The 20,215-nt window shown below is 41.7% G+C and carries 13 protein-coding genes; 8 read left to right on the top strand and 5 right to left on the bottom strand.

The window, feature by feature from the left end:
- Positions 1–33: 33 nt before the first annotated feature.
- Positions 34–2,544, top strand: a complete 2,511-nt coding sequence (gene gyrA, locus NSP_RS21510; protein ID WP_006197856.1) for a DNA topoisomerase (ATP-hydrolyzing) subunit A — start codon at positions 34–36, stop codon at positions 2,542–2,544.
- Positions 2,545–3,150: 606 nt separating this feature from the next.
- On the top strand, positions 3,151–3,330 hold the full coding sequence (locus NSP_RS21515; protein WP_006197857.1) for a chlorophyll a/b-binding protein: 180 nt from the start codon (positions 3,151–3,153) through the stop codon (positions 3,328–3,330).
- A 152-nt stretch (positions 3,331–3,482) separates the two neighbouring features.
- Here the strand turns inward: NSP_RS21515 and rpoD are convergent, their stop codons facing one another.
- From rpoD to gyrB, 3 genes are all read right to left on the bottom strand, one after another.
- On the bottom strand, positions 3,483–4,658 hold the full coding sequence (gene rpoD, locus NSP_RS21520) for an RNA polymerase sigma factor RpoD (protein ID WP_006197858.1): 1,176 nt from the start codon (positions 4,656–4,658) through the stop codon (positions 3,483–3,485).
- A 1,531-nt stretch (positions 4,659–6,189) separates the two neighbouring features.
- Complete coding sequence (locus NSP_RS21530) at positions 6,190–6,801, bottom strand: fasciclin domain-containing protein (RefSeq protein ID WP_006197860.1); 612 nt, start codon at positions 6,799–6,801, stop codon at positions 6,190–6,192.
- Positions 6,802–7,785: 984 nt separating this feature from the next.
- Positions 7,786–9,723, bottom strand: coding sequence for a DNA topoisomerase (ATP-hydrolyzing) subunit B (gyrB, locus tag NSP_RS21535; RefSeq protein ID WP_006197861.1), 1,938 nt, complete (start codon positions 9,721–9,723; stop codon positions 7,786–7,788).
- A 453-nt stretch (positions 9,724–10,176) separates the two neighbouring features.
- On the opposite strand from gyrB, the gene miaA reads away from it, so the two are divergent.
- Entirely contained in the window at positions 10,177–11,076 is a 900-nt protein-coding gene (gene miaA / locus NSP_RS21540; RefSeq protein WP_006197862.1) for a tRNA (adenosine(37)-N6)-dimethylallyltransferase MiaA, read from the top strand.
- Positions 11,077–11,107: 31 nt separating this feature from the next.
- Here the strand turns inward: miaA and NSP_RS21545 are convergent, their stop codons facing one another.
- A complete protein-coding gene (locus NSP_RS21545; protein WP_006197863.1) occupies positions 11,108–11,815 on the bottom strand; it encodes a Uma2 family endonuclease in 708 nt (235 codons plus the stop codon).
- 138 nt (positions 11,816–11,953) lie between these two features.
- Between NSP_RS21545 and glcD the strand changes: the two genes are divergently transcribed.
- From glcD to NSP_RS21565, 4 genes are all read left to right on the top strand, one after another.
- Positions 11,954–13,426 carry a glycolate oxidase subunit GlcD gene (gene glcD / locus NSP_RS21550; RefSeq protein ID WP_006197864.1) on the top strand — a complete coding sequence of 491 codons (1,473 nt, stop codon included), beginning with the start codon at positions 11,954–11,956 and terminating at the stop codon, positions 13,424–13,426.
- 507 nt (positions 13,427–13,933) lie between these two features.
- Positions 13,934–15,157 (top strand): glycoside hydrolase family 10-like protein, encoded by a 1,224-nt coding sequence (locus NSP_RS21555; protein ID WP_006197865.1) that lies wholly within the window; start codon positions 13,934–13,936, stop codon positions 15,155–15,157.
- A gap of 93 nt (positions 15,158–15,250) precedes the next feature.
- Positions 15,251–15,658, top strand: coding sequence for a hypothetical protein (locus tag NSP_RS21560; RefSeq protein ID WP_006197866.1), 408 nt, complete (start codon positions 15,251–15,253; stop codon positions 15,656–15,658).
- 97 nt (positions 15,659–15,755) lie between these two features.
- Positions 15,756–16,553, top strand: coding sequence for a hypothetical protein (locus tag NSP_RS21565; protein ID WP_006197867.1), 798 nt, complete (start codon positions 15,756–15,758; stop codon positions 16,551–16,553).
- Positions 16,554–16,805: 252 nt separating this feature from the next.
- Here NSP_RS21565 and tftA read toward each other — a convergent pair whose 3' ends face one another.
- Entirely contained in the window at positions 16,806–18,158 is a 1,353-nt protein-coding gene (gene tftA, locus NSP_RS21570; protein ID WP_006197868.1) for a hormogonium tapered terminus morphoprotein TftA, read from the bottom strand.
- A 112-nt stretch (positions 18,159–18,270) separates the two neighbouring features.
- Here tftA and dnaG point away from each other — a divergent pair, with 112 nt between their 5' ends.
- Positions 18,271–20,172, top strand: coding sequence for a DNA primase (dnaG, locus tag NSP_RS21575; protein ID WP_006197869.1), 1,902 nt, complete (start codon positions 18,271–18,273; stop codon positions 20,170–20,172).
- The last annotated feature ends 43 nt before the right edge of the window (positions 20,173–20,215 follow it).

Genomic DNA, 20,215 nt, shown 5'->3' on the forward strand with positions numbered 1-20,215 from the left:
CCTTTGTGTAATTAAATTTCAGGGAAAAAACTCATGGCAAAACAGTTAAACCTTCTCCCCACGGGACAGGTAATCACAACAGCCCTGCACACGGAGATGCAACGGTCTTACCTAGAATATGCCATGAGTGTGATTGTTGGGCGAGCCTTACCAGACGTGCGTGATGGCTTAAAACCAGTGCATCGGCGGATTTTATATGCCATGCATGAACTAGGTCTAACGCCAGATAGACCTTATCGTAAGTGCGCCCGTGTAGTCGGAGATGTGTTGGGTAAATACCATCCCCACGGTGACCAATCAGTTTATGATGCCTTAGTCAGGTTAGTACAAGAATTTTCCTGCCGCTATCCTTTATTGTCAGGACATGGTAACTTTGGGAGTGTCGATAATGACCCACCAGCAGCGATGCGTTACACAGAAACGCGTCTCGCACCCATCAGTTATGAGGGAATGCTGGCGGAAATTGCCGATGAAACGGTGGAATTTATCGGTAACTTTGATAATTCCCAGCAAGAACCCACCGTCCTGCCGGCTCAATTGCCTTTTCTCTTGCTCAATGGCTGTTCTGGTATTGCTGTGGGTATGGCGACAAATATTCCCCCGCACAACTTGGGAGAATTAGTTGATGGCTTAATTGCTTTAATTGACCAACCGGATTTATCAGACCAAAAATTATGGGAGATTATTCCCGGCCCCGACTTTCCCACCGGGGGAGAAATAGTTGGTGATTCCGGGATTCGGGAAGCATACACCAGTGGTAAGGGTAGCATTGTGCTGCGCGGAGTCGCCAAGACCGAGGAAATTGCACCTACTAAAGGAAGTAAGCGACGGACGGCAATTATTATCACCGAATTGCCTTATCAAGTGAATAAAGCTGGCTGGATTGAGAAAGTAGCCGATTTAGTCAATCACGGTCGTTTGCATGGGATTTCTGATTTGCGGGACGAAAGCGATCGCGAAGGAATGCGGGTAGTAATTGAACTCAAACGTGATACCAACCCCCAAGAAGTTCTGCAACACTTGTATCACCAAACCGCCTTGCAAAGCAACTTTGGGGCGATTCTCTTAGCATTGGTGGATGGACAACCCCGCCAGTTAAGTTTGCGGCAAATGTTACAAGAGTTTTTGAAATTCCGCGAACAAACCCTGAACCGTCGCTACAGTTATGAGTTGGGTAAGGCAGACAGTCGGCTGCATATCGTGTCTGGGTTGCTTAAAGCATTATCGCAACTGGATCAATTAATTGAAATTTTGCGATCAGCTGCTGATGGTACTACGGCCAAAATGAGCCTTTGTAGCCGTCTGGATTTGAGTGAGTCACAAGGAGATGCTATTCTAGCGATGCCATTACGCCGCCTCACTAGTTTAGAACAGCGCAATTTGCAGCAAGAGTTTGAGCAACTGAGCGAACAAATTGGTTCATTGCAAATATTACTCAGCGATCGCAAAGAATTACTGAAAACACTGAAAAAAGATTTGCGATCGCTCAAGCGCAAATATAACAATCCCCGGCGAACTAAGCTTTTAGCTAGGAGTAGTGAAGAGTTTGCCAAAGTCAAAGGAGTAGAAAAACTTCAAATCACAGCCGCCGCCATAGATTCACCAAATTCCCCAGATGCTGAACCACCAGAAGAAGTAATTTTAGACTTTAGCCACCGGGGATATGTGCGTCGCCTTCAGCCATCAGGAAAAAAATCGAAAGCTGAAAACGGTCTACCGGATCATGACTTCATCATCCAAAGCGATTTGACCGCCACAGATAAAGAGTTGCTGGTAATTACCAGTAGTGGCAAAGTTTACCCTGTGAATGTGGGAGATATTCGCCCTACCACTGGACGTTCTCCACGGGGAACACCATTGATTACCATGCTCAGTAGTACGGCTCAAGGCGCTCAAGAAGCCGTGGTTAGTCGTCTGATTCTGCCGGAAAACTTGGAAACTAGGCAGATGGTTCTCCTGACCAAGGAAGGACGAATTAAGCGCCTGACTTTGGGAGAATTGACGAATCTGACCCGTCGGGGAATTACGATTCTGAAGCTCAAAGAAGATGATGAATTGTTATTTACCCAGTTAACTACTCCCAAGGAAAATCTGATTTTAGCCAGTTCGGGCGGGCGCTTGTTAAAGTTCGCCGCCGATGACCAACAACTCCCTGTTATGGGTCGCACAGCGATGGGTTTGCAAGCATTGCGCCTGCTCAAACATCAGCAAATGGTGGGCTGTGTAACTGCGGCTGGGGAAGATAACTTGTTGCTGGTGACTGAAGAAGGATATGCCAAACGCCTACCTGTGAGTAATTTAAAACGGGCTGATCGGGGTAATATAGGCACACAATCGCTGAAATTTGCCAGCAAAACGGATAATTTAGCTGCTATGGTTCAGGCGATCGCCTCGGCTGAGGTAGCATTAGTGACCAATAAAGACCGTGTTGTGCGGATACCTGTGGACACAGTGCCAATCTTGGCTAGAGATGGTAAGGGTGAAAGCATTCTTGACCTGAACCGCGATGAAAGAATTATCTCAGTGATGGAAGTGCAATCATAATCAGCACAAACAAACAAAATTAGAACTTCTTTGAACCTCACACGGCTTCTACCTGTGAGGTTTTTAGTTTGATATTTGATATCATGTCCGCTTGATTACTTATTAAACCCACATTCCGCACCCCACCAAAGGTACGCTTTGTCTCCCCTCCCCGCACCCCCCGAAATCCCCCCGCAACGGGGGGAAGAAAAGGATAAACCTTTGATATGGGAGGGGATTAAGGGGTGGGGTGCAATGACTGTGGGAATCATAACTAATTATGCGGACATGATATGATAACTGCGAAACTTTTCTATAACTCAATACAACTGCTAAATCTTCATTTGCCATAATAAATACAGATTATCTAGACTTTTGGCGCAAAAATATCCAATTATATGATAAAATAGTTGCAAATTTATATCAATAAATAATTTATCGGGGCAGATTTATTTAACTCTGAGTAAATCTACCCTGGGATAGATGCTTTTTTCATCTACCAAGAAAAACTAATCAAGTCAAGAAATAGCAACAAATCATAAATAAACGTTGCATTGCTGAAAATATTTGTTATATTAGTTTACATAAGGCAATAATACTTCGTAAATCTAGTTTGGAGTGCCAACCATGACAAACGCAACAAACGTTAATGCTCCGGTAACTGAAGATCGCAACGCTTGGCGCTGGGGCTTTACACCCCAAGCCGAAATCTGGAACGGTCGCTTGGCAATGATTGGCTTTTTAGCAGCAGCGCTCATCGAGTTGTTTTCTGGTCAAGGCTTCCTGCATTATTGGGGCATTCTGTAAGTTTTACTACACAGAATTAACTAAATAAAAAATTAAAAAAAACCTGGTAATGTTGACTCACTACCAGGTTTTCACTTGTTTGTTATTTTCCCTTAGTCATCACACATTGGTTTAAAGCTAATGACCAATGACCAATGACCAATGACCAATGACTACCGAATATATTCCTTGAGAACACTGTTGCGATTTGGGTGACGTAACTTGCGGAGTGCTTTCGCCTCAATTTGACGAATCCGTTCACGGGTGACATTGAAAATCTGACCAATTTCCTCCAGGGTTTTCATGCGACCGTCATCCAAACCATAGCGGAGTCTGAGTACATCACGTTCACGAGGACTAAGGCTATCGAGGACTTTTTCTAGGTCTTCACGCAGGAGATTTTTGGAAACCTGATCTTCTGGAGTTTCACCATCGGATTCAATAAAATCGCCCAAGCGAGAATCTTCTTCTTTACCGATGGGGGTTTCTAGTGAGATGGGTAACTGGGCAGATTTAGCAATAAACCGCAATTTCTCGATGGTCATTTCCATGCGAGTGGCGATTTCTTCCTCTGTGGGTTTGCGTCCCATTTCTTGGGATAGCAATTTGGTAGTTTTCTTAATCCGCGAAATGGTTTCGTAGAGATGAACCGGGAGGCGGATAGTCCGGGATTGATCAGCGATCGCACGAGTAATTGCTTGACGAATCCACCATGTAGCGTATGTAGAAAACTTATAACCTTTTTCGTGGTCAAACTTTTCTGCGGCGCGAATCAAACCGAGACTACCTTCCTGAATTAAGTCTTGGAAGGACAAACCACGATTCATGTATTTCTTGGCAATTGACACCACAAGACGCAGGTTCGATTGCACCATTTTATCTTTTGCCCTGCGTCCAATATGCAGGCGATAACGAAATGCTGGTAACGGTATTTGTACGGCTTCCGCCCATTCCCGATATTCAGGTTCGCGTTCTAACTGTTCTTGCAGTCTATCCCGCACCCTTTCTAACTCCAACAAATCAGCGATTTTTCGCGCCAATTCGATTTCTTCGTCTGCCCGCAATAGGCGAATCCGACCAATTTCTTGTAGATAAAGGCGAATCGAGTCTTCGGTGTAGTGCTTCTTCTTGCTTTGTGTCCGACGACGTGATTTAGCGGCTTTTCCAGACTTTGTGTCGTCCTCATCAGACTGAGGCTCTAAAAACTCATCTTCGCCATCATCGTTAATCAGCAAGTCCTCTTCTTCTTCTTCTTCTTCGACTAAGAGTTCTAACTCGAGCTCAGGCTGATTTATTATTTCTAGGTCAGGCTGATAAATGCTTTCGAGTACGTTGTTAGCCTGGTTCATGCCGCGTTCCTCATGCTCCTTGCAGAATCAATTACTCAAGACGTGTTTACTGCTCTTCTTAAACGAGCTAGTGAACTACCGAAAATCGGGTTTTAGGCTGATTTCCCGGAAATATTTTCGGAAGTTTTGCTCCTCTTTATAGAGGATTTTTGACTGTATGTAGAAAGCCGCAATTACTGCTGACTTGCTCATTTTAGTTAGAAATCATATGTGTTGCCATGACATACAACTTTTAACTAATTCGTCTTTTACAAAGGCTTGTCTTGATCTCAAAAATCTACCACTCCATATACACAAAATAGGACTGTAATATGAGTGTTGGCATATTTTCTGATAAAGACTTTTCCGATTGTAGCCTGTTTCACAAAAATTGCACTCTTTTTGTGTATTAATCATGATGCCATTGTGCAAGGTAAAGCCACTAATAACAAAAAGATATTGCTCATGGTAGTTATGCCCTTAAATTTTTCTCAAACTTTTTGGCATCCTAGTGGCGTTATCTTTACATTCAAAGGAAACTACACTCGCTTTTACCTACTTTTAGGTATGATGTGCAACATTAATTACTTAGAAACTGTTTTGTTAATGTTAACTTAAGCGAGAAATATTAATGCACCCATTTTTACATTTCCTTCATAAATGGCTCAATCTTCAGATTTGCATGGAGATTCCTACAGCGTAAAGACAGTAAGAATGGTGATGCTGGTCTCAAGATTCTTAACCTTACTGATGCCAAATGCCTGAACTAAGGAGTTGAGGCTGTGGCGGGGGGAATCAGCCAAATGGGAAAAAATTGAGATTTGACTGATTGGCTTATTCACACATTAGCGCACTGCTGAAATTTCAACCCTATGAAAGTTGACAAACTGTTCTTATTGTATACACCGATATTTTAATCAATTCAGAAGAGATTTGTCAGTCAAAATTACAGATATTAGCCTACTGAAGGCAAATATTTAGATGATACAGGCAAAATAATAGCAATCACCTCGGCAATACTGGCAGGTATTAGCAGTGAGAAGTTGGAACATAGAACAGTCAGATTATTGGTTGAGAAGCTACTTGCAGAGTGGCTTTGGGTAAAAAGCTTGTTAAATATAATACTTTTAACTTAAGGCAATGTGATGATTCTGTGATATTCAATCCTTAAGATATTGAGCCAATTCTGCTGGATAGACAAGATTTTGCTTTGCTATTCAAGCATAACAAATGCTTTTCTAACTTGTGGGAGAAATTCACCCACAAGTTATAGAGCGCTGCTTTTGACTCTTACTGAAGTGCCGAAATACTTAGTATCTGTGACTCATACTCAATCAATGTGGGTTAAACCTTGACAAGAAGTCATTTATGTGTTTCGAGTTATATTAAAAAACTGATAGTTATGTTAATTTTATCTTTATGTATTTTATCAAACAATTCTCATTGACTAAAAAGCACAAATAAAATTTCCCCGGTTTTTGTGCTTGATTTCTCAAAAATACCACCGGGGAGATATTGTGTTTTGTGCAATTATGTGATATTTGCTTGTTTTCTAAGTCGCGGGAAAATCTGGTGGTAGCATTACCTGATCAATTACGTGAACAATGCCGTTACTAGCTGGAATATCTGCTTGAGTCACCTTACCATTGTTAACTGTAATACCTTGGGTAACATCATTAACATCGACTGTGACAGGACTACCCTCAACTGTTTTGACTTCTCCAGATGTCAGTTGATTAGACGTAAATCGCCCAGGGATAACGTGGTAGGCAATGAGCTTGGTTAATTGGTCTTTATTTTCTGGTTTGAGGAGGTTGTCTAAAGTACCTGTGGGTAACGCGTCAAAAGCGGCATCAGTAGGTGCAAATACTGTGTAAGGGCCTGGTGTTGCTAATTGATTCTGTAAGCCTGCGGCTTCCACTGCGCGTGTGAGGGTTTGAAACTGTCCTTCCTTGGCTGCGGCTTGTGTTAGTTGGGCTAAATTCAGATCAGCAGTTGTTTCTGTACGAGTATCTGCAACGGGAGGAGCAGTGACCGGCGGACTTTGTGTCACGGGTGGTGGAGTTTCTGTGACAGGTTCGGCGCAGGCAGATAGAGCAACTAAACTGCCTATACTGAGAATATTGAACAGTATTTTCCCTATGAGCTTTTGACTGAATTTCATAGTTTTGTGAAGATTGCGTTAAGTAGAGAATTACTGACAATAGTTAATAATTTTATGGATATTGTCCCTCAGCCTAACGGCATAGCTTGAAAACACTGAAATTTAGCTGTAAACTTTAGTAAACAGGGTCAATTGAATATCTAGGTTGAATTAAATTTTTACTCAGTCCCTGCTGAATCAGCGTTTGAGGCGATTTGGGCGAGTAGTTTTATCAGGTCACTAACTTCATATTTTGGCAAAGTTCATCTTTCACAAGAAGTAAACTATCATCCTCAAATTTCCATACCAAATAAAAGACAGAACCTCACCCCCAACCCCTCTCCTTGCTTTCGCGTAGCGTCTCCCTTTGGGAGAAGGAGAGGGGAGACGCTATGCGAAAGCAAGGAGAGGGGAGAGTTTGACTAGGTTCAATTCCTGTGTACCATCCTGCTATATAAAACCTAGACAAAACTAGACTTTACTTTCTACTTCAACGGGAGCATGGGAGCAGTTATCCCTCAGTAGACTTTCACGCCTTAGCCAGACGCGATTGTGTTCCAATTAAGTTTCTGAAAAAGACTACCACCATCATTGCTTGGTTTTCGCGTCGGCAATAGTCTCAATTCAATACTTGATATCACCGTATTATATATCAAGTAGTTGATTTTTTCCTAAAATATATATTGATTTTTGTCAATATAAGTATAGTTTTGTCTATGAAATTGTCAACTTAGGACTTGCTCAAATTTCTATCTCAGATAAGGGACTTCCAAATAAAAAAACACCCAACCACCTAACGCAAGAAACCTCTCAAACTCTCATGACTCTGTGTTCTCTGTGTCTCTGTGGTTCGTTTATTTGGGTAATTTATTTCTTGGAAGTCCCTAAAAGACAGAACCTCACCCCCAACCCCTCTCCTTAGCAAGGAGAGGGGAGAGAGTTTGACGAAGTTCAATTTCTGTGTGTTGTTGACTGATTTTAGATGAATGCTTATTTGCTTGATGCTTAGATATCTAAATCTGTGAAATTGAGTTTAGAACCATAGGTTTCGATGAATTCGCGTCTGGGTGCAACGCGATCGCCCATTAAAATGGTAAAAATACGATCAGCTTCGGCAGCATCTTCAATTTCTACTTGCTTCATTTTCCGAGATTCTGGGTTCATAGTAGTATCCCAGAGTTGTTGAGGCATCATTTCCCCCAAACCTTTGAAGCGTTGAATGTTGTAGTTGGCGTTGCTGGGAAGTGTCCCCAAATACTGTTGCAATTCACGTTCACTATAGCAGTATTCATGATTCTTTCCTCGTTCTACTTTGAATAGTGGAGGACAAGCAATATATATGAAACCCTGTTCAATCAGTGCGCGCTGATATCTATAGAAGAAAGTTAACAACAGTGTGCGAATATGCGCGCCATCTACGTCCGCGTCAGTCATAATCACGATGCGGTGATAGCGTAGTTGGGTGGAGTCGAATTCGTCTCCTTTCACGCCTAAACCAAGGGCTGTAATTAAAGATTGGACTTCGTTATTTTTGTAGATTTTAGCGTCGTCTGTTTTCTCGATGTTGAGAATTTTACCACGCAGGGGGAGAATAGCTTGAGTGCGGCGATCGCGTCCTTGTTTCGCACTTCCACCCGCAGAGTCACCTTCCACAATAAAGATTTCTGACTCGCTAGGATCACGAGAACTGCAATCTGCTAACTTACCGGGTAATGGTGAAGATTCTAGTACAGATTTGCGTCGGACTAACTCCCGCGCATGACGAGCTGCTTCTGCGGCTTTAAACGCTTGAATAGCTTTATCTAAAATCGAGTCGGCGATACCCGGATGAAATTCTAAATACTCACTAAGAACTTCTCCCACTAAGGAATCAACAATACCGCGAACTTCAGTATTACCGAGTTTGGTTTTGGTTTGTCCTTCAAATTCAGGATCTGGGACTTTAACGGAAATTACTGCTGTTAAACCTTCCCGGACGTGTTCGCCACTGAGGTTAGATTCATTCTCTTTAATTTTATTGCGTTTGCGAGCGATCGCATTTAAAGTCCGAGTCAGAACCGCCTTCAAACCTTCGAGGTGAGTACCACCATCAATGGTGCGAATATTATTAGCAAAACCCAGCACGTTGTCTGTGTAAGCGTCAGTACACCATTGTAAAGAAACTTCCACTTGTACATTATTGCGTTCCCCATGCACATAAATAATTTCTTCGTGCAGTGGTTGCTTATCGCGGTTCATGTAAGCGATATATTCTTTAATCCCACCCTTATATTCGTAGGTTTCTATCCTGGGGGTATCGCTTTTCAGCAGTTCTAAACGGTGGTCGCCAAAGATAATTTTGACACCTGCATTCAGATAAGCCAACTCCCGCAGACGACCCGCGATAGTGATGTAATCAAACTCAACGCTATTGATAAAAATTTGGCTATCTGGCTTGAAATTGATAGAAGTTCCCGTTTTGCCCTCTTTATCAGGCTTGGCTTGCAGTTCAGTAACTGGTACACCGCGTTCATAGCGCTGGACATGAACCTTATTATCTCGCCAAACGGTTACTTCCAGCACATCTGAGAGGGCGTTAACCACGGAAAGACCGACCCCGTGTAATCCTCCTGAAACCTTATAGCCACCACCGCCAAACTTACCACCGGCGTGTAGTACGGTTAACACGGTTTCTAAAGCCGATTTCCCGGTGCGTGAGTGAGTATCGGTAGGAATACCCCGACCGTCATCTGTGACAGTCACCGAACCATCAGCATTGATATCCACTTCTATGTGGGTACAGTGACCCGCCAAAGCTTCATCAATAGAGTTATCTACCACCTCATAGACTAAATGGTGGAGTCCTCGCGGCCCGGTAGTACCGATGTACATCCCTGGCCGTTTGCGGACGGCTTCCAGACCTTCCAGAACTTGAATCTGATCGGCACTGTAACTGCTCGTCATGAAAATTCTCCTGATGCGTGGGTTTAAAGTCGCCCAAAAACAAAAAAGTCAAAACACACCAAAATTGTAACACAAAAGGGTTACTGGCGACTGTAGAGCAATTTTATGAGAAGTTTATATAGGGGATGTAACCCTATAAGTTTTTTGAATTTATTGCCTCAAAATTTATAATTACTGAGATGACTGCTGAAAGATAACCAAAGTGAAGTTAAAATCAAATGCTTGTCATAAAAATTAACTTAATGCCTGGGCTAAAACTGCACAGCAGCAAAAATTAGATAAAAGCTTTAAGATTCTATCACAATGGGAAGTGTTGACAAATGACTAATGACAAATGACAAATGACTAATGACAAATGACAAATGACTAATGACAAATGACTAATGACTAATGACTAATGACAAATGACTAATGACAAATGACCAATGACCAATGACAAATGACTAATGACTAATGACTAAATTGATTGTAATTTGTGGGGCGACGGCGACTGGTAAATCAGGCTTGGCTTTGAATTTGGCTATGCGGTTAAATTCTGTGATTCTTAGTGCTGATTCTCGTCAAGTGTATCGGGAATTTGATATTGGTACGGCTAAACCAACATTAGCAGAGCGAAAATTAGTCCCACATTATTTAATAGATATCTGCAATCCCACAGACATCATGACGGTAGCAGATTATCAGGAACAAGCACAAAGGCTAATTACGGAGCTTCCTGGTGCGCCATTGTTGTTGGTCGGTGGTACAGGTTTATACATACGCTCGATTGTGCAAGGGATGAAAATTCCTAGGGTTGCACCAGATCAGGAATTGCGATCGCAACTGCAATCTTTAGGACAAACGACGCTATATGGGATATTGCAGCAAGTAGATGCGATCGCCGCCCAGAAAATTCATCCTCATGATAATGTGCGGACATTACGAGCATTAGAAGTATTTTACATTACAGGTCGCCCAATTTCCCAGCAGCAAGGAGAAAACCCCCCAGATTATCCCATTTTGCAAATAGGTTTAGATTGCGAAGTCGAAAAAATCAGGCTACGTATTCACAACCGCACAGAACAAATGCTCGCCGATGGTTTAGTAGCTGAAGTAGAATATCTTTGTCAAAAATACGGTGCTGATTTACCTTTATTAAATACTTTAGGATATCAAGAAATCAGGCAATATTTAGCAGGTGAAATTTCTTTAGATTCAGCAAAAGAATTAACTGTTTTACATACGCGCCAATTTGCCAAACGCCAACGTACTTGGTTTAAATCATCTCCCCAAATTGAGTGGTTTGATGCAGATGATCCGGATTTATTAGATAACGTTTGGCGACGAGTACAAGAGTTTATCAACAATGTGTAGAGACATTTTATCAAACATCTCTACAAAGCCTCTAAAGACTATCAGGATCTATACCCATAGCCCTGAGTCTTTCTGCTAGTAATTGGGCGCGTTGTTCGGCTTGTTCAGCCCTTTGCTTTTCTTGTTCAGCCCGTTCATCTCCAGTAGGTAAAATAGTTCCATCTTGGTAGCACCAGCGTAACCAATTATCTTGTCTCCCTTCAAATGCGCCTGACCACAAAGTTAAACCTAAACCTACTTGTTCTAACCAAGTTTCTGAAGTATCAAAATAACGCCTTCCTCTGAGTTCATAAACCCGGATTACTTGTTCTCCTAATTGCTGATTTGGGTCATAGACAATATAGTAACTTGCCCGCATTTGCTCATAAATTTCTAACTTTTTGCCTAATTCATCACCCTCTTTATTAGAAACAATTTCCATCACCACTTCTGGAGGTTTTCCAAAACGCCAAACCATATAACAACGATTGTTTTTTTCCCACCACTTTTCGGGAACTTGGGCATCTAAGCTCAGAAAAATATCGGGTACAATGGGGGGCTGAAGGTCTGTGTAGTAAACACCCACATTAGCAGCTGCTAAAAAAGTCTGGTTTTGTAAAGAACTGTAAAGAGAGCCAACCAAAAGGCGTTGTTGTTTTTCAGATGCGAAATTATCCACAGGTGTATCATCTTCGGTAACTAGCTGGTTGGCATCTGGCACATAAAAATCATCTGTATTAATCAGAATTTGCTCAACCATAATTTTATCCACTATTTGAGAGCGTTATTTCTAGGTTAATTGATTTGTGATGCTGCTGCGGTAAGCGTAGCCATGCCTTCCCCAAAAGCGCAATTCTTGTCACAATGGTGATATATCTACCTCTAACTATAAAAAACTATGCTTATCCAAGAGAAAAAGCAATACAACTGGAAACCTATTATTAAAGCATTTGAGGCTGTAGTTGGTAAAAATGGTGTAGTGCAACGGCGAGAAGAACTCATTACCTATGAGTGCGATGGCTTAACCAGTTATCGTCAACGCCCTGCTGTGGTCGTTTTACCCAGAACTACAGAACAAATTGCCGAACTGGTGAAGATATGCAATAAATACTCTGTCACCTTTATCGCCCGTGGTTCTGGGACTGGTTTATCTGGTGGTGCTTTACCTTCAGAAGATTCGGTTTTGATTGTCACTTCCTTAATGCGGCAAATTCTCAATGTTGATTTAGATAATCAGCGTATTGTGGTACAGCCAGGAGTCATTAATAGCTGGGTAACGCAAACCGTTAGCGGTGCGGGATTTTATTATGCACCAGACCCTTCTAGCCAAATTATTTGCTCAATTGGGGGTAATGTTGCCGAAAACTCTGGGGGGGTGCATTGCTTAAAATACGGTGTGACTACTAACCACGTTTTAGGGTTAAAAATTGTCACACCTAGCGGGGAAATTTTAGATTTAGGCGGACAAGTACCGGAAATGCCTGGTTATGATTTAACAGGTGTATTTGTGGGTTCTGAAGGTACTTTAGGTATCGCTACAGAAATTACTCTGCGAATCCTTAAAAGTGCAGAATCAATTTGTGTTTTATTAGCAGATTTTACCAGTGTGGAAGCGGCTGCGGCAACTGTTTCTGATATTATCAGCGCCGGAATTATTCCCGGTGGTATGGAAATGATGGACAACATTAGCATCAATGCTGTTGAGGATGTTGTGGCGACAAATTGTTATCCTCGTGATGCTACGGCAATTTTATTAGTAGAAATCGATGGTTTGGATGTGGAAGTTGAAGTAAATAAACAACGTGTTGCGGAAATTTGCAAAAAAAATGGCGCGCGGAATGTAACTTCTGCAAGTGACTTAGAAACTCGGTTAAAACTTTGGAAAGGTCGTAAGGCGGCTTTCGCTGCGGCTGGACATTTAAGCCCGGATTATTATGTTCAGGATGGTGTAATTCCTCGCACTCAATTAACTTATGTTTTACAGGAAATTGAGGCGTTAAGTCAAAAGTTTGGTTATAAAATTGCCAATGTGTTTCACGCTGGTGATGGTAATCTTCACCCGTTAATTCTATTTGATAATGCTGTACCGGGCGCGTTAGAAAAAGTTGAGGAAGTTGGCGGGGAAATTCTCAAGCTTTGTGTTAAAGTAGGTGGTAGTATTTCTGGTGAACATGGCATTGGTGCTGATAAAAAATGCTATATGCCTGATATGTTTAGTCCTGCTGATTTGGAAAGTATGCAATGGATACGCCAAGTTTTTAATCCCCAGGGTTTAGCAAATCCTGATAAGATTTTCCCCACTCCTCGTACTTGTGGTGAAGCTGCAAATGCTGTGAGTATGAAGCAGTTTGCAGGGGTGGAACAATTTTAACAAAAAGTAGCTTGGGTTGAAGCTTTGCCAAACCCAACATCCCCGACAGCTTTCGGTTATACCTCCGGGACGCTACGCGTAAAGCCGAACTTTCGCTTTATACGCGCTGCTCAACCCAATCCAATACTTTTCGGTTAAGGAATGTAGAGACGTTCCATGGAACGTCTCTACAAAGGTTTTCGGCTCACGAATTTGCTTAACCGAGTAGTATTGCAACCCAATCTACAAAAATAAGTTTTATTATAAGTATTCATGCGAGGTTCAAATCACGGAATAATCGACCACAGATGAACACAGATGAACACAGACAAATACAGATAAATCTGTAGCTCATCTACATCAAATTTTCTGTATTTTATGGGGTACAATTGCACAACTTTTCTAACCCGATTTCTTGAATATATTGGGTTTTTAATTCATATATGATGATATCTCTATACATTCCGGAGGAATGCTCGTTTATTTTGTAGGGACAAGTATTGCTCTGAAAGAAAGTTAAGCCCATAAATGAATTTGTTGCCTAAACGTGGTTTTATTTACTTGCTGTGCTTGGGTTTAATGTTATACTTAATAATAGTTTCTTTTCCTTCGCGTCCAGCTTTTCAACAGCAAAAAAACTTACCTACTACAACAGAAATTAGGGGCGTTTGGTTGACTAATGTTGCTAGTGGTGTCTTATTTTTACCTTGGGGAATTAATCGCGCTGTTAACCAGTTATCTGCACTTAACTTTAATACGATTTATCCTGTGGTTTGGAATCGAGGCAATACTTTTTATAAGAGTAGTATAGCTAAAATTGTCACGGGTTCAGATGCTGACCCTATAGTTAATTTAATGCACGGTGGACAGGATGTTTTAAAAAAGATCATACAACTTGCTAAACCTCAAGGTTTAAGTGTCATTCCCTGGTTTGAATACGGTTTTATGACACCCCCTAATTCGCAATTAGCCCAACGTTATCCAGGTTGGCTCACAATGGGACAAGAAGGGATAAAATCTAGCACTGAAGTTCCTTTGGAAGAAGTTAATGATAACTCAGCGCATCAGCAAGCTTGGCTAAATCCTCTACATCCGGGGGTTCGGGAGTTTATCTTGGCGCTAATTGTGGAAGTTGTGAGTTATTATGATGTGGATGGTATTCAGTTGGATGACCACTTTGGAATGCCTGTAAAATTTGGTTATGATGCTTTCACTGTTGATCTTTATCGCCAAGAACATCAAGGTCAAAGTCCTCCCAGTGATCCTTTTAATCCTAGCTGGATGCGTTGGCGCGCTAACAAGATCACTGATTTTATGGCAGAAATCTATCAAAGTGTGAAAGCTATTAAACCTGATGCTATAATATCTCTGTCGCCAAATTCACAAAGTTTTTCCTATAAATACTATTTGCAAGACTGGGAAACTTGGGTGAGAAAAGGTTTGGTTGATGAGTTGATATTGCAAGTATATCGCAATAATCAAAGTAGTTTTATGACGGAGTTAGAACAACCATCTGTGAGGTTTGCTCGGTCTCGCATTCCTGTAGGTATTGGAATATTGACGGGAACTTCTAAGACTCCTGTGAGTATTACTCAAATTAAACAACAGGTTCAAACTGTTCGCGATCGCTCTTTTCCCGGTGTTTCGTTTTTTTATTGGGAAAGTTTATGGGGTTCTATTACTCCAGAATCACCGCAGCTACGGCGAAATGTGTTTCAGAATCTGTTTGCTGGTAGGGCGATGAGACCATAGGGTTTTTTAACGCAGAGGGACGCGGAGTTTTGTTTGACAAAAAACTGCGATTGTGTTGTATACTATCGCTAGCGGATTGTATGTGAATTTAACATGGTGCGGTTTTTGGTAACGTTGATTTTACTGGTGTTTCTGACGGGGTGTGGAAGTATTGGACTACTACCAACGACTCAGTTAGTCCAAAAGGCGATCGCACTCCAGGTACAGCAAACTCAGCAGCAACTTCACCAAAAACTAAATCTGGATTTTCAAGGTTTTGACATCAAAGGCTTAAAAATTCTCCAGGAACAACCCCTGACTATTGAAAGTTTACCAGCATTTCGGGTGCGGGGAACCTACGATTTAATTTTAAATCTCCCCAAAAGACAGTTGAAACAACTGCAACAACCTTTTCAAGTTTATCTGCAAATTCAGCAAGAAGGTAAAAGTTGGCGCTTGCTAGTTCCGGCACAGGATAGCAAAGATACTCCAAAAACTTGGCGTAGCTATTTAATCCTTTAAGGTGTTGTGCAACTCCAAAAACTATCATAAGCTTTACCGTAGAAACTCATAGGCATAGTCATGATCGAGGTAATCGTTTTACCGGAGATTCAGCAAAATGAATTTCAGTTTTTTTATCAATTCTATCGTACTAATTGTACTGGCTGTACTTCTGGGTTTTGGCGGGTTGCAATGGTTCCAAATCTCTGCGGGTAGCTTCCTTGACTGGGTAATTGCTGGGGCTAGTTTTTGGTGGTTATTAGTGATTGTGACTGTACCTTGGAATGTACATTTTCAAGCTAAGGAAGTTTTAGCCGAAGCCGCACAATCTAGGGAAAAACAAATTCCTGTAGATGATAAACAAGTTAATTATGTCAGAGTTTTAGCCAAGCGATCGCTCTGGGTAGCCATTGCTTTACACTTATTTTCAGCCGTGGGGCTTTATACTCTCGCCGCTACTGGTATCAGCGCTGTGGGATATATCAGTTCTGGTGCGGCTTTATTATTAACCATCCTGCGTCCAGCTATCCGCGCCTACGAATATTTATATGCACGTCTGAGGATGATTCGCCAAGAATTCCAATATCCCCGTGAGGATGTGATGGAACTCCGCAATCGTTTTTATGCCCTAGAGGACACAGTTAAACGTTTAGAAGAACAACTCAATCCCCAACTCGATTATTCATTACCCGCAACTCAACAGCGCTTTACTGAACAAACGCGCACAGATTTAGCCAGCTTAAATGCTAGTTTAGCAGAATTACGCGCCACAAATCAAGTCGAACATGAACGTTTAGCTAGAGAAGCCAGAAGTGCGATCGCCGGAGGCGGGGCTTTGCCCATCGCTCAACTTTCCACCGATGGACAATTTCTCGATCATGTCCGTGAAATTATCCGTTTTTTCAAAACAGCCTAACGCCGCAAGGCGGAAGTCAAAAGTCAAAAGTCAAAAGTCAAAAATTTGATTCTATAGCGAATCTCTGGGAAAATTTTAGCTCTCGCTAGGTTCTCCCAAGTGTTCGGGATTTTCTACACCCCGCAAACGATTCCACAGCTGATAGCCTAATTCTTTATCCTCATGCCAATCATGGACTAGACGAGGTAGCTGATGAAGTTTACCACGTAGTCCGAGATTGGACTGTTCAACATTTAATTAGCTCATGACAAATTACAAAAGTTTTGCTGACTCATACAATCGTTTCATCAGTGCTAAGATTTTTGTACCATAGTCTAAATCAACAGACCAGCGCCCCGCAAGTTGATAAATTGATGGTGCAATTCCACGGGTGACAAACCGAAATCGTGGGTCTACAACTTCGTTTACTAAAGGTTCTAAACTAGCGTAAGCTTTTAAATGTTGAATATGCGCTCTCACACCAATTCTTGCACTAGAAAAAGATGCAGGTTCAGCACCACCACCAATAGAACCTAAACCAGCGAGGTTATTTTGCTCAGGTCTGACATCCCCACCAAAGCGTAAAAATCCAGTTTCTAAACACATTTGGCAAAAAGCAATATCATAGTTAACACCTTCGGCGTTACCTTCTTCTCGATACAATTTAGGTATATCAGAGAAATTGAGCAAAGCATTTTCATTGTTGTTTCTCAGAAATAATTGTAACTCTACTTCAGATGTATTTCCCCGTGACATAATCCGATCAAGTTGATCCACACAAACTAATAAATTTGAGCGTAAATTAACTGTCCGAGTTGCGCCATCCCAACCGATAGAAACATTAAAACTTCTCAAATCCACAGCTTTCATATAAACTATTTTTCGATAACTAATCCGGTTGATATTCGGTAATTGTGATACATCAATCCGTAGCTGATCTACTAAATCAATAGGAATGTAAGAATTACCATTAACTAATATGCCTTGCTCACCATATTTCTGCCCATTAATGTTAATATTAATAGCTGGATAAGTTGGTTCAACAGGAGTTACAGAAGTGGGGTCAATTACCCGACTCCAAGATGCGAGACCATCGGCAATTCCCACAGCAAAATCACGGCGACGATTTTGCAGCAAAAAGCGATCTTCTGGACTACTCAGAAAGCCTACCTGCATTAATAAAGAAGGAATGGTGATTTGGCGACAAAATGCCAAACTTCCCAACCCGCTATCTGTATCTGGCTTAACTCCCCGATTTGGTAACTGAGTTACACGGCGCAAAAGCCCCATTAAGAGCAATTCGGCATTAGTTTTACGCTCCTGGTTGTTGGCGATGTAGTAGACACCCGCACCGCGCACAGTAGGACTGCTAGCCGTATCAGCATGAATTTCTAGGGAGACATCCACCCGCAACCCACGGGAATTAATCCAAGTAATAGTTTCGGCGGCGCTGAGGTCATCGGGAACTGCTAAAACATCAAAACTGCGCGCCCGTAATTCTGTTACAATCAAATCCCGCAGCAAAATCATTTCTCTGGCTTCACTGGTACCACCTGCGATGGAGCCTGGATCAATCCCTCCGGCTTCTCTACCCCCGTGAGCTGCTGAAATAAAAATACGTCCCATCTTCAGTATTTCCTCTAAAAATTAAGTTGAAGCAATTTTATACATGATTGTTGACTTGGCAACAAGAATATAATACCTATCAGTGGGTAGTCTCATAGCAGTTATGACGAGAATGCAAATTCCCCGCTTGCACCCAGACACAATTGAGGAAATTAAACAACGTGCTGATATTGTTGATGTTGTTTCAGACCACGTAGTTTTACGCAAGCGTGGTAAAGATTTTGTGGGTTTGTGTCCCTTCCATGATGAGAAAACTCCCAGTTTCACAGTCAGTCAAACCAAGCAAATGTACTATTGTTTCGGTTGTCAAGCTGGGGGAAATGCCATTAAATTTTTAATGGACTTGGGAAAACACTCTTTTGCAGAGGTGGTGTTAGATTTAGCCCGACGTTATCAAGTCCCTGTACAAACTCTCGCACCAGAACAACGCCAAGAATTACAGCGTCAAATTTCTTTACGTGAACAGTTATATGAGGTTCTGGCTTCTACCGGACAGTTTTATCAACACGCCCTTAGACAAAGCCAAGGACAAAAAGCGTATCAGTATTTGCAATCTGAGCGCCAACTGAAGGAGGAAACTATTCAGCAGTTTGGTTTAGGTTATGCACCCGCAGGTTGGGAAACTCTACATCGCTATCTGGTGGAGGATAAACGTTACCCAGTGCAGTTGGTGGAAAAAGCCGGGTTAATTAAGCCCAGGAAGGAGGGAGGCGGTTATTATGATGTGTTTCGCGATCGCCTGATGATTCCCATCCGCGATATCCAAGGACGGGTAATTGCTTTTGGTGGAAGAACTCTATCTGAGGAGCAACCAAAGTATTTAAATTCACCAGAAACCGAACTTTTTAGTAAGGGGAAAACTCTATTCGCCCTGGATATAGCCAAAGACGGAATTTCTCAACTGGATCAAGCCGTAGTGGTAGAAGGCTATTTTGATGCGATCGCCCTTCATGCTGCGGGTATTAATAACGCTGTGGCTTCTCTAGGTACAGCTTTAAGCATTGAACAAGTCAGATTAATCTTACGCTACACCGAATCGAAACAATTAGTCCTCAACTTTGATGCTGACAAAGCAGGTAATATCGCCGCAGAAAGAGCCATTGGAGAAATTGCCACACTAGCATATAAAGGCGAAGTCCAACTCAAAATTCTCAATATCCCTGATGGTAAAGATGCTGATGAATATTTGTACACTCATACACCATTCGACTATGAACAACTGCTAGCAAACGCCCCACTGTGGCTGAATTGGCAAATTGAGCAAATTATTCAAAATCGCGATTTAAAACAAGCTACAGACTTTCAGCAAGTTAGTCAGCAGGTTGTAAAATTACTGAAAAATATAGATAACAGCGACACCCGAAATTATTACGTTTCTTACTGTGCCGAAATCCTCAGCTTAGGTGATGCGAGACTCATACCCCTGCGAGTAGAAAATCTATTAACTCAAATTGCACCAACTACCGCCACAAGAAATAAACCTTTATCCAGTAAAAAGAAATTCACCCAATCCCCAATCCCAGGGGATAAAAGTCTTTTAGAATTAGCAGAAGCCTTACTATTACGAATTTATTTGCACTGTCCCGAACAGCGTCAAATTATTTTTAACACCTTAGAAGAACGAAATTTAGAATTTAGCCTTTCCCACCATCGATTATTGTGGCAGAAGATTTTAGGGTCAACGGGGGAAGAAGTAGACTTTGTATCAAGTTTGCAAGATAGATATTTAGAATTATCAGAAGAAATAGCATCAATTTCCCACTTATTTCATCTGAACGAGAAAAGCCAAAAAGAAATACTACGGACACCCCAAGCCGTTCAAGCTGCTGTTGCTTGTATGGAGAGAGTATTAATAGAAAAGCGCTATCGTTACTTTTTAGAACTGTGGGAAAAAACCGATTCCCAAGCCGAACCAGAAAAATGGCAATCTTATTATCAATCTTTCTACCATGAAAAAATGCGCCTGCAAGAACTAGATCGTCAACGCCAATTTTCCATTACAGACTTACTTTAATTTAATTAATTAATATTAATCCATTGCCAATATATTAAGATAA

It is taken from the genome of Nodularia spumigena CCY9414 (assembly GCF_000340565.2).
Taxonomy (GTDB): domain Bacteria; phylum Cyanobacteriota; class Cyanobacteriia; order Cyanobacteriales; family Nostocaceae; genus Nodularia; species Nodularia spumigena.

Excerpts from the sequence above, each read along its gene's own strand:
- gyrA (WP_006197856.1), top strand. The coding sequence starts at position 34 with ATGGCAAAACAGTTAAACCTTCTCCCCACGGGACAGGTAATCACAACA.
- NSP_RS21515 (WP_006197857.1), top strand. The coding sequence starts at position 3,151 with ATGACAAACGCAACAAACGTTAATGCTCCGGTAACTGAAGATCGCAAC.
- rpoD (WP_006197858.1), bottom strand. The coding sequence starts at position 4,658 with ATGAACCAGGCTAACAACGTACTCGAAAGCATTTATCAGCCTGACCTA.
- NSP_RS21530 (WP_006197860.1), bottom strand. The coding sequence starts at position 6,801 with ATGAAATTCAGTCAAAAGCTCATAGGGAAAATACTGTTCAATATTCTC.
- gyrB (WP_006197861.1), bottom strand. The coding sequence starts at position 9,723 with ATGACGAGCAGTTACAGTGCCGATCAGATTCAAGTTCTGGAAGGTCTG.
- miaA (WP_006197862.1), top strand. The coding sequence starts at position 10,177 with ATGACTAAATTGATTGTAATTTGTGGGGCGACGGCGACTGGTAAATCA.
- NSP_RS21545 (WP_006197863.1), bottom strand. The coding sequence starts at position 11,815 with ATGGTTGAGCAAATTCTGATTAATACAGATGATTTTTATGTGCCAGAT.
- glcD (WP_006197864.1), top strand. The coding sequence starts at position 11,954 with ATGCTTATCCAAGAGAAAAAGCAATACAACTGGAAACCTATTATTAAA.
- NSP_RS21555 (WP_006197865.1), top strand. The coding sequence starts at position 13,934 with ATGAATTTGTTGCCTAAACGTGGTTTTATTTACTTGCTGTGCTTGGGT.
- NSP_RS21560 (WP_006197866.1), top strand. The coding sequence starts at position 15,251 with ATGGTGCGGTTTTTGGTAACGTTGATTTTACTGGTGTTTCTGACGGGG.
- NSP_RS21565 (WP_006197867.1), top strand. The coding sequence starts at position 15,756 with ATGAATTTCAGTTTTTTTATCAATTCTATCGTACTAATTGTACTGGCT.
- tftA (WP_006197868.1), bottom strand. The coding sequence starts at position 18,158 with ATGGGACGTATTTTTATTTCAGCAGCTCACGGGGGTAGAGAAGCCGGA.
- dnaG (WP_006197869.1), top strand. The coding sequence starts at position 18,271 with ATGCAAATTCCCCGCTTGCACCCAGACACAATTGAGGAAATTAAACAA.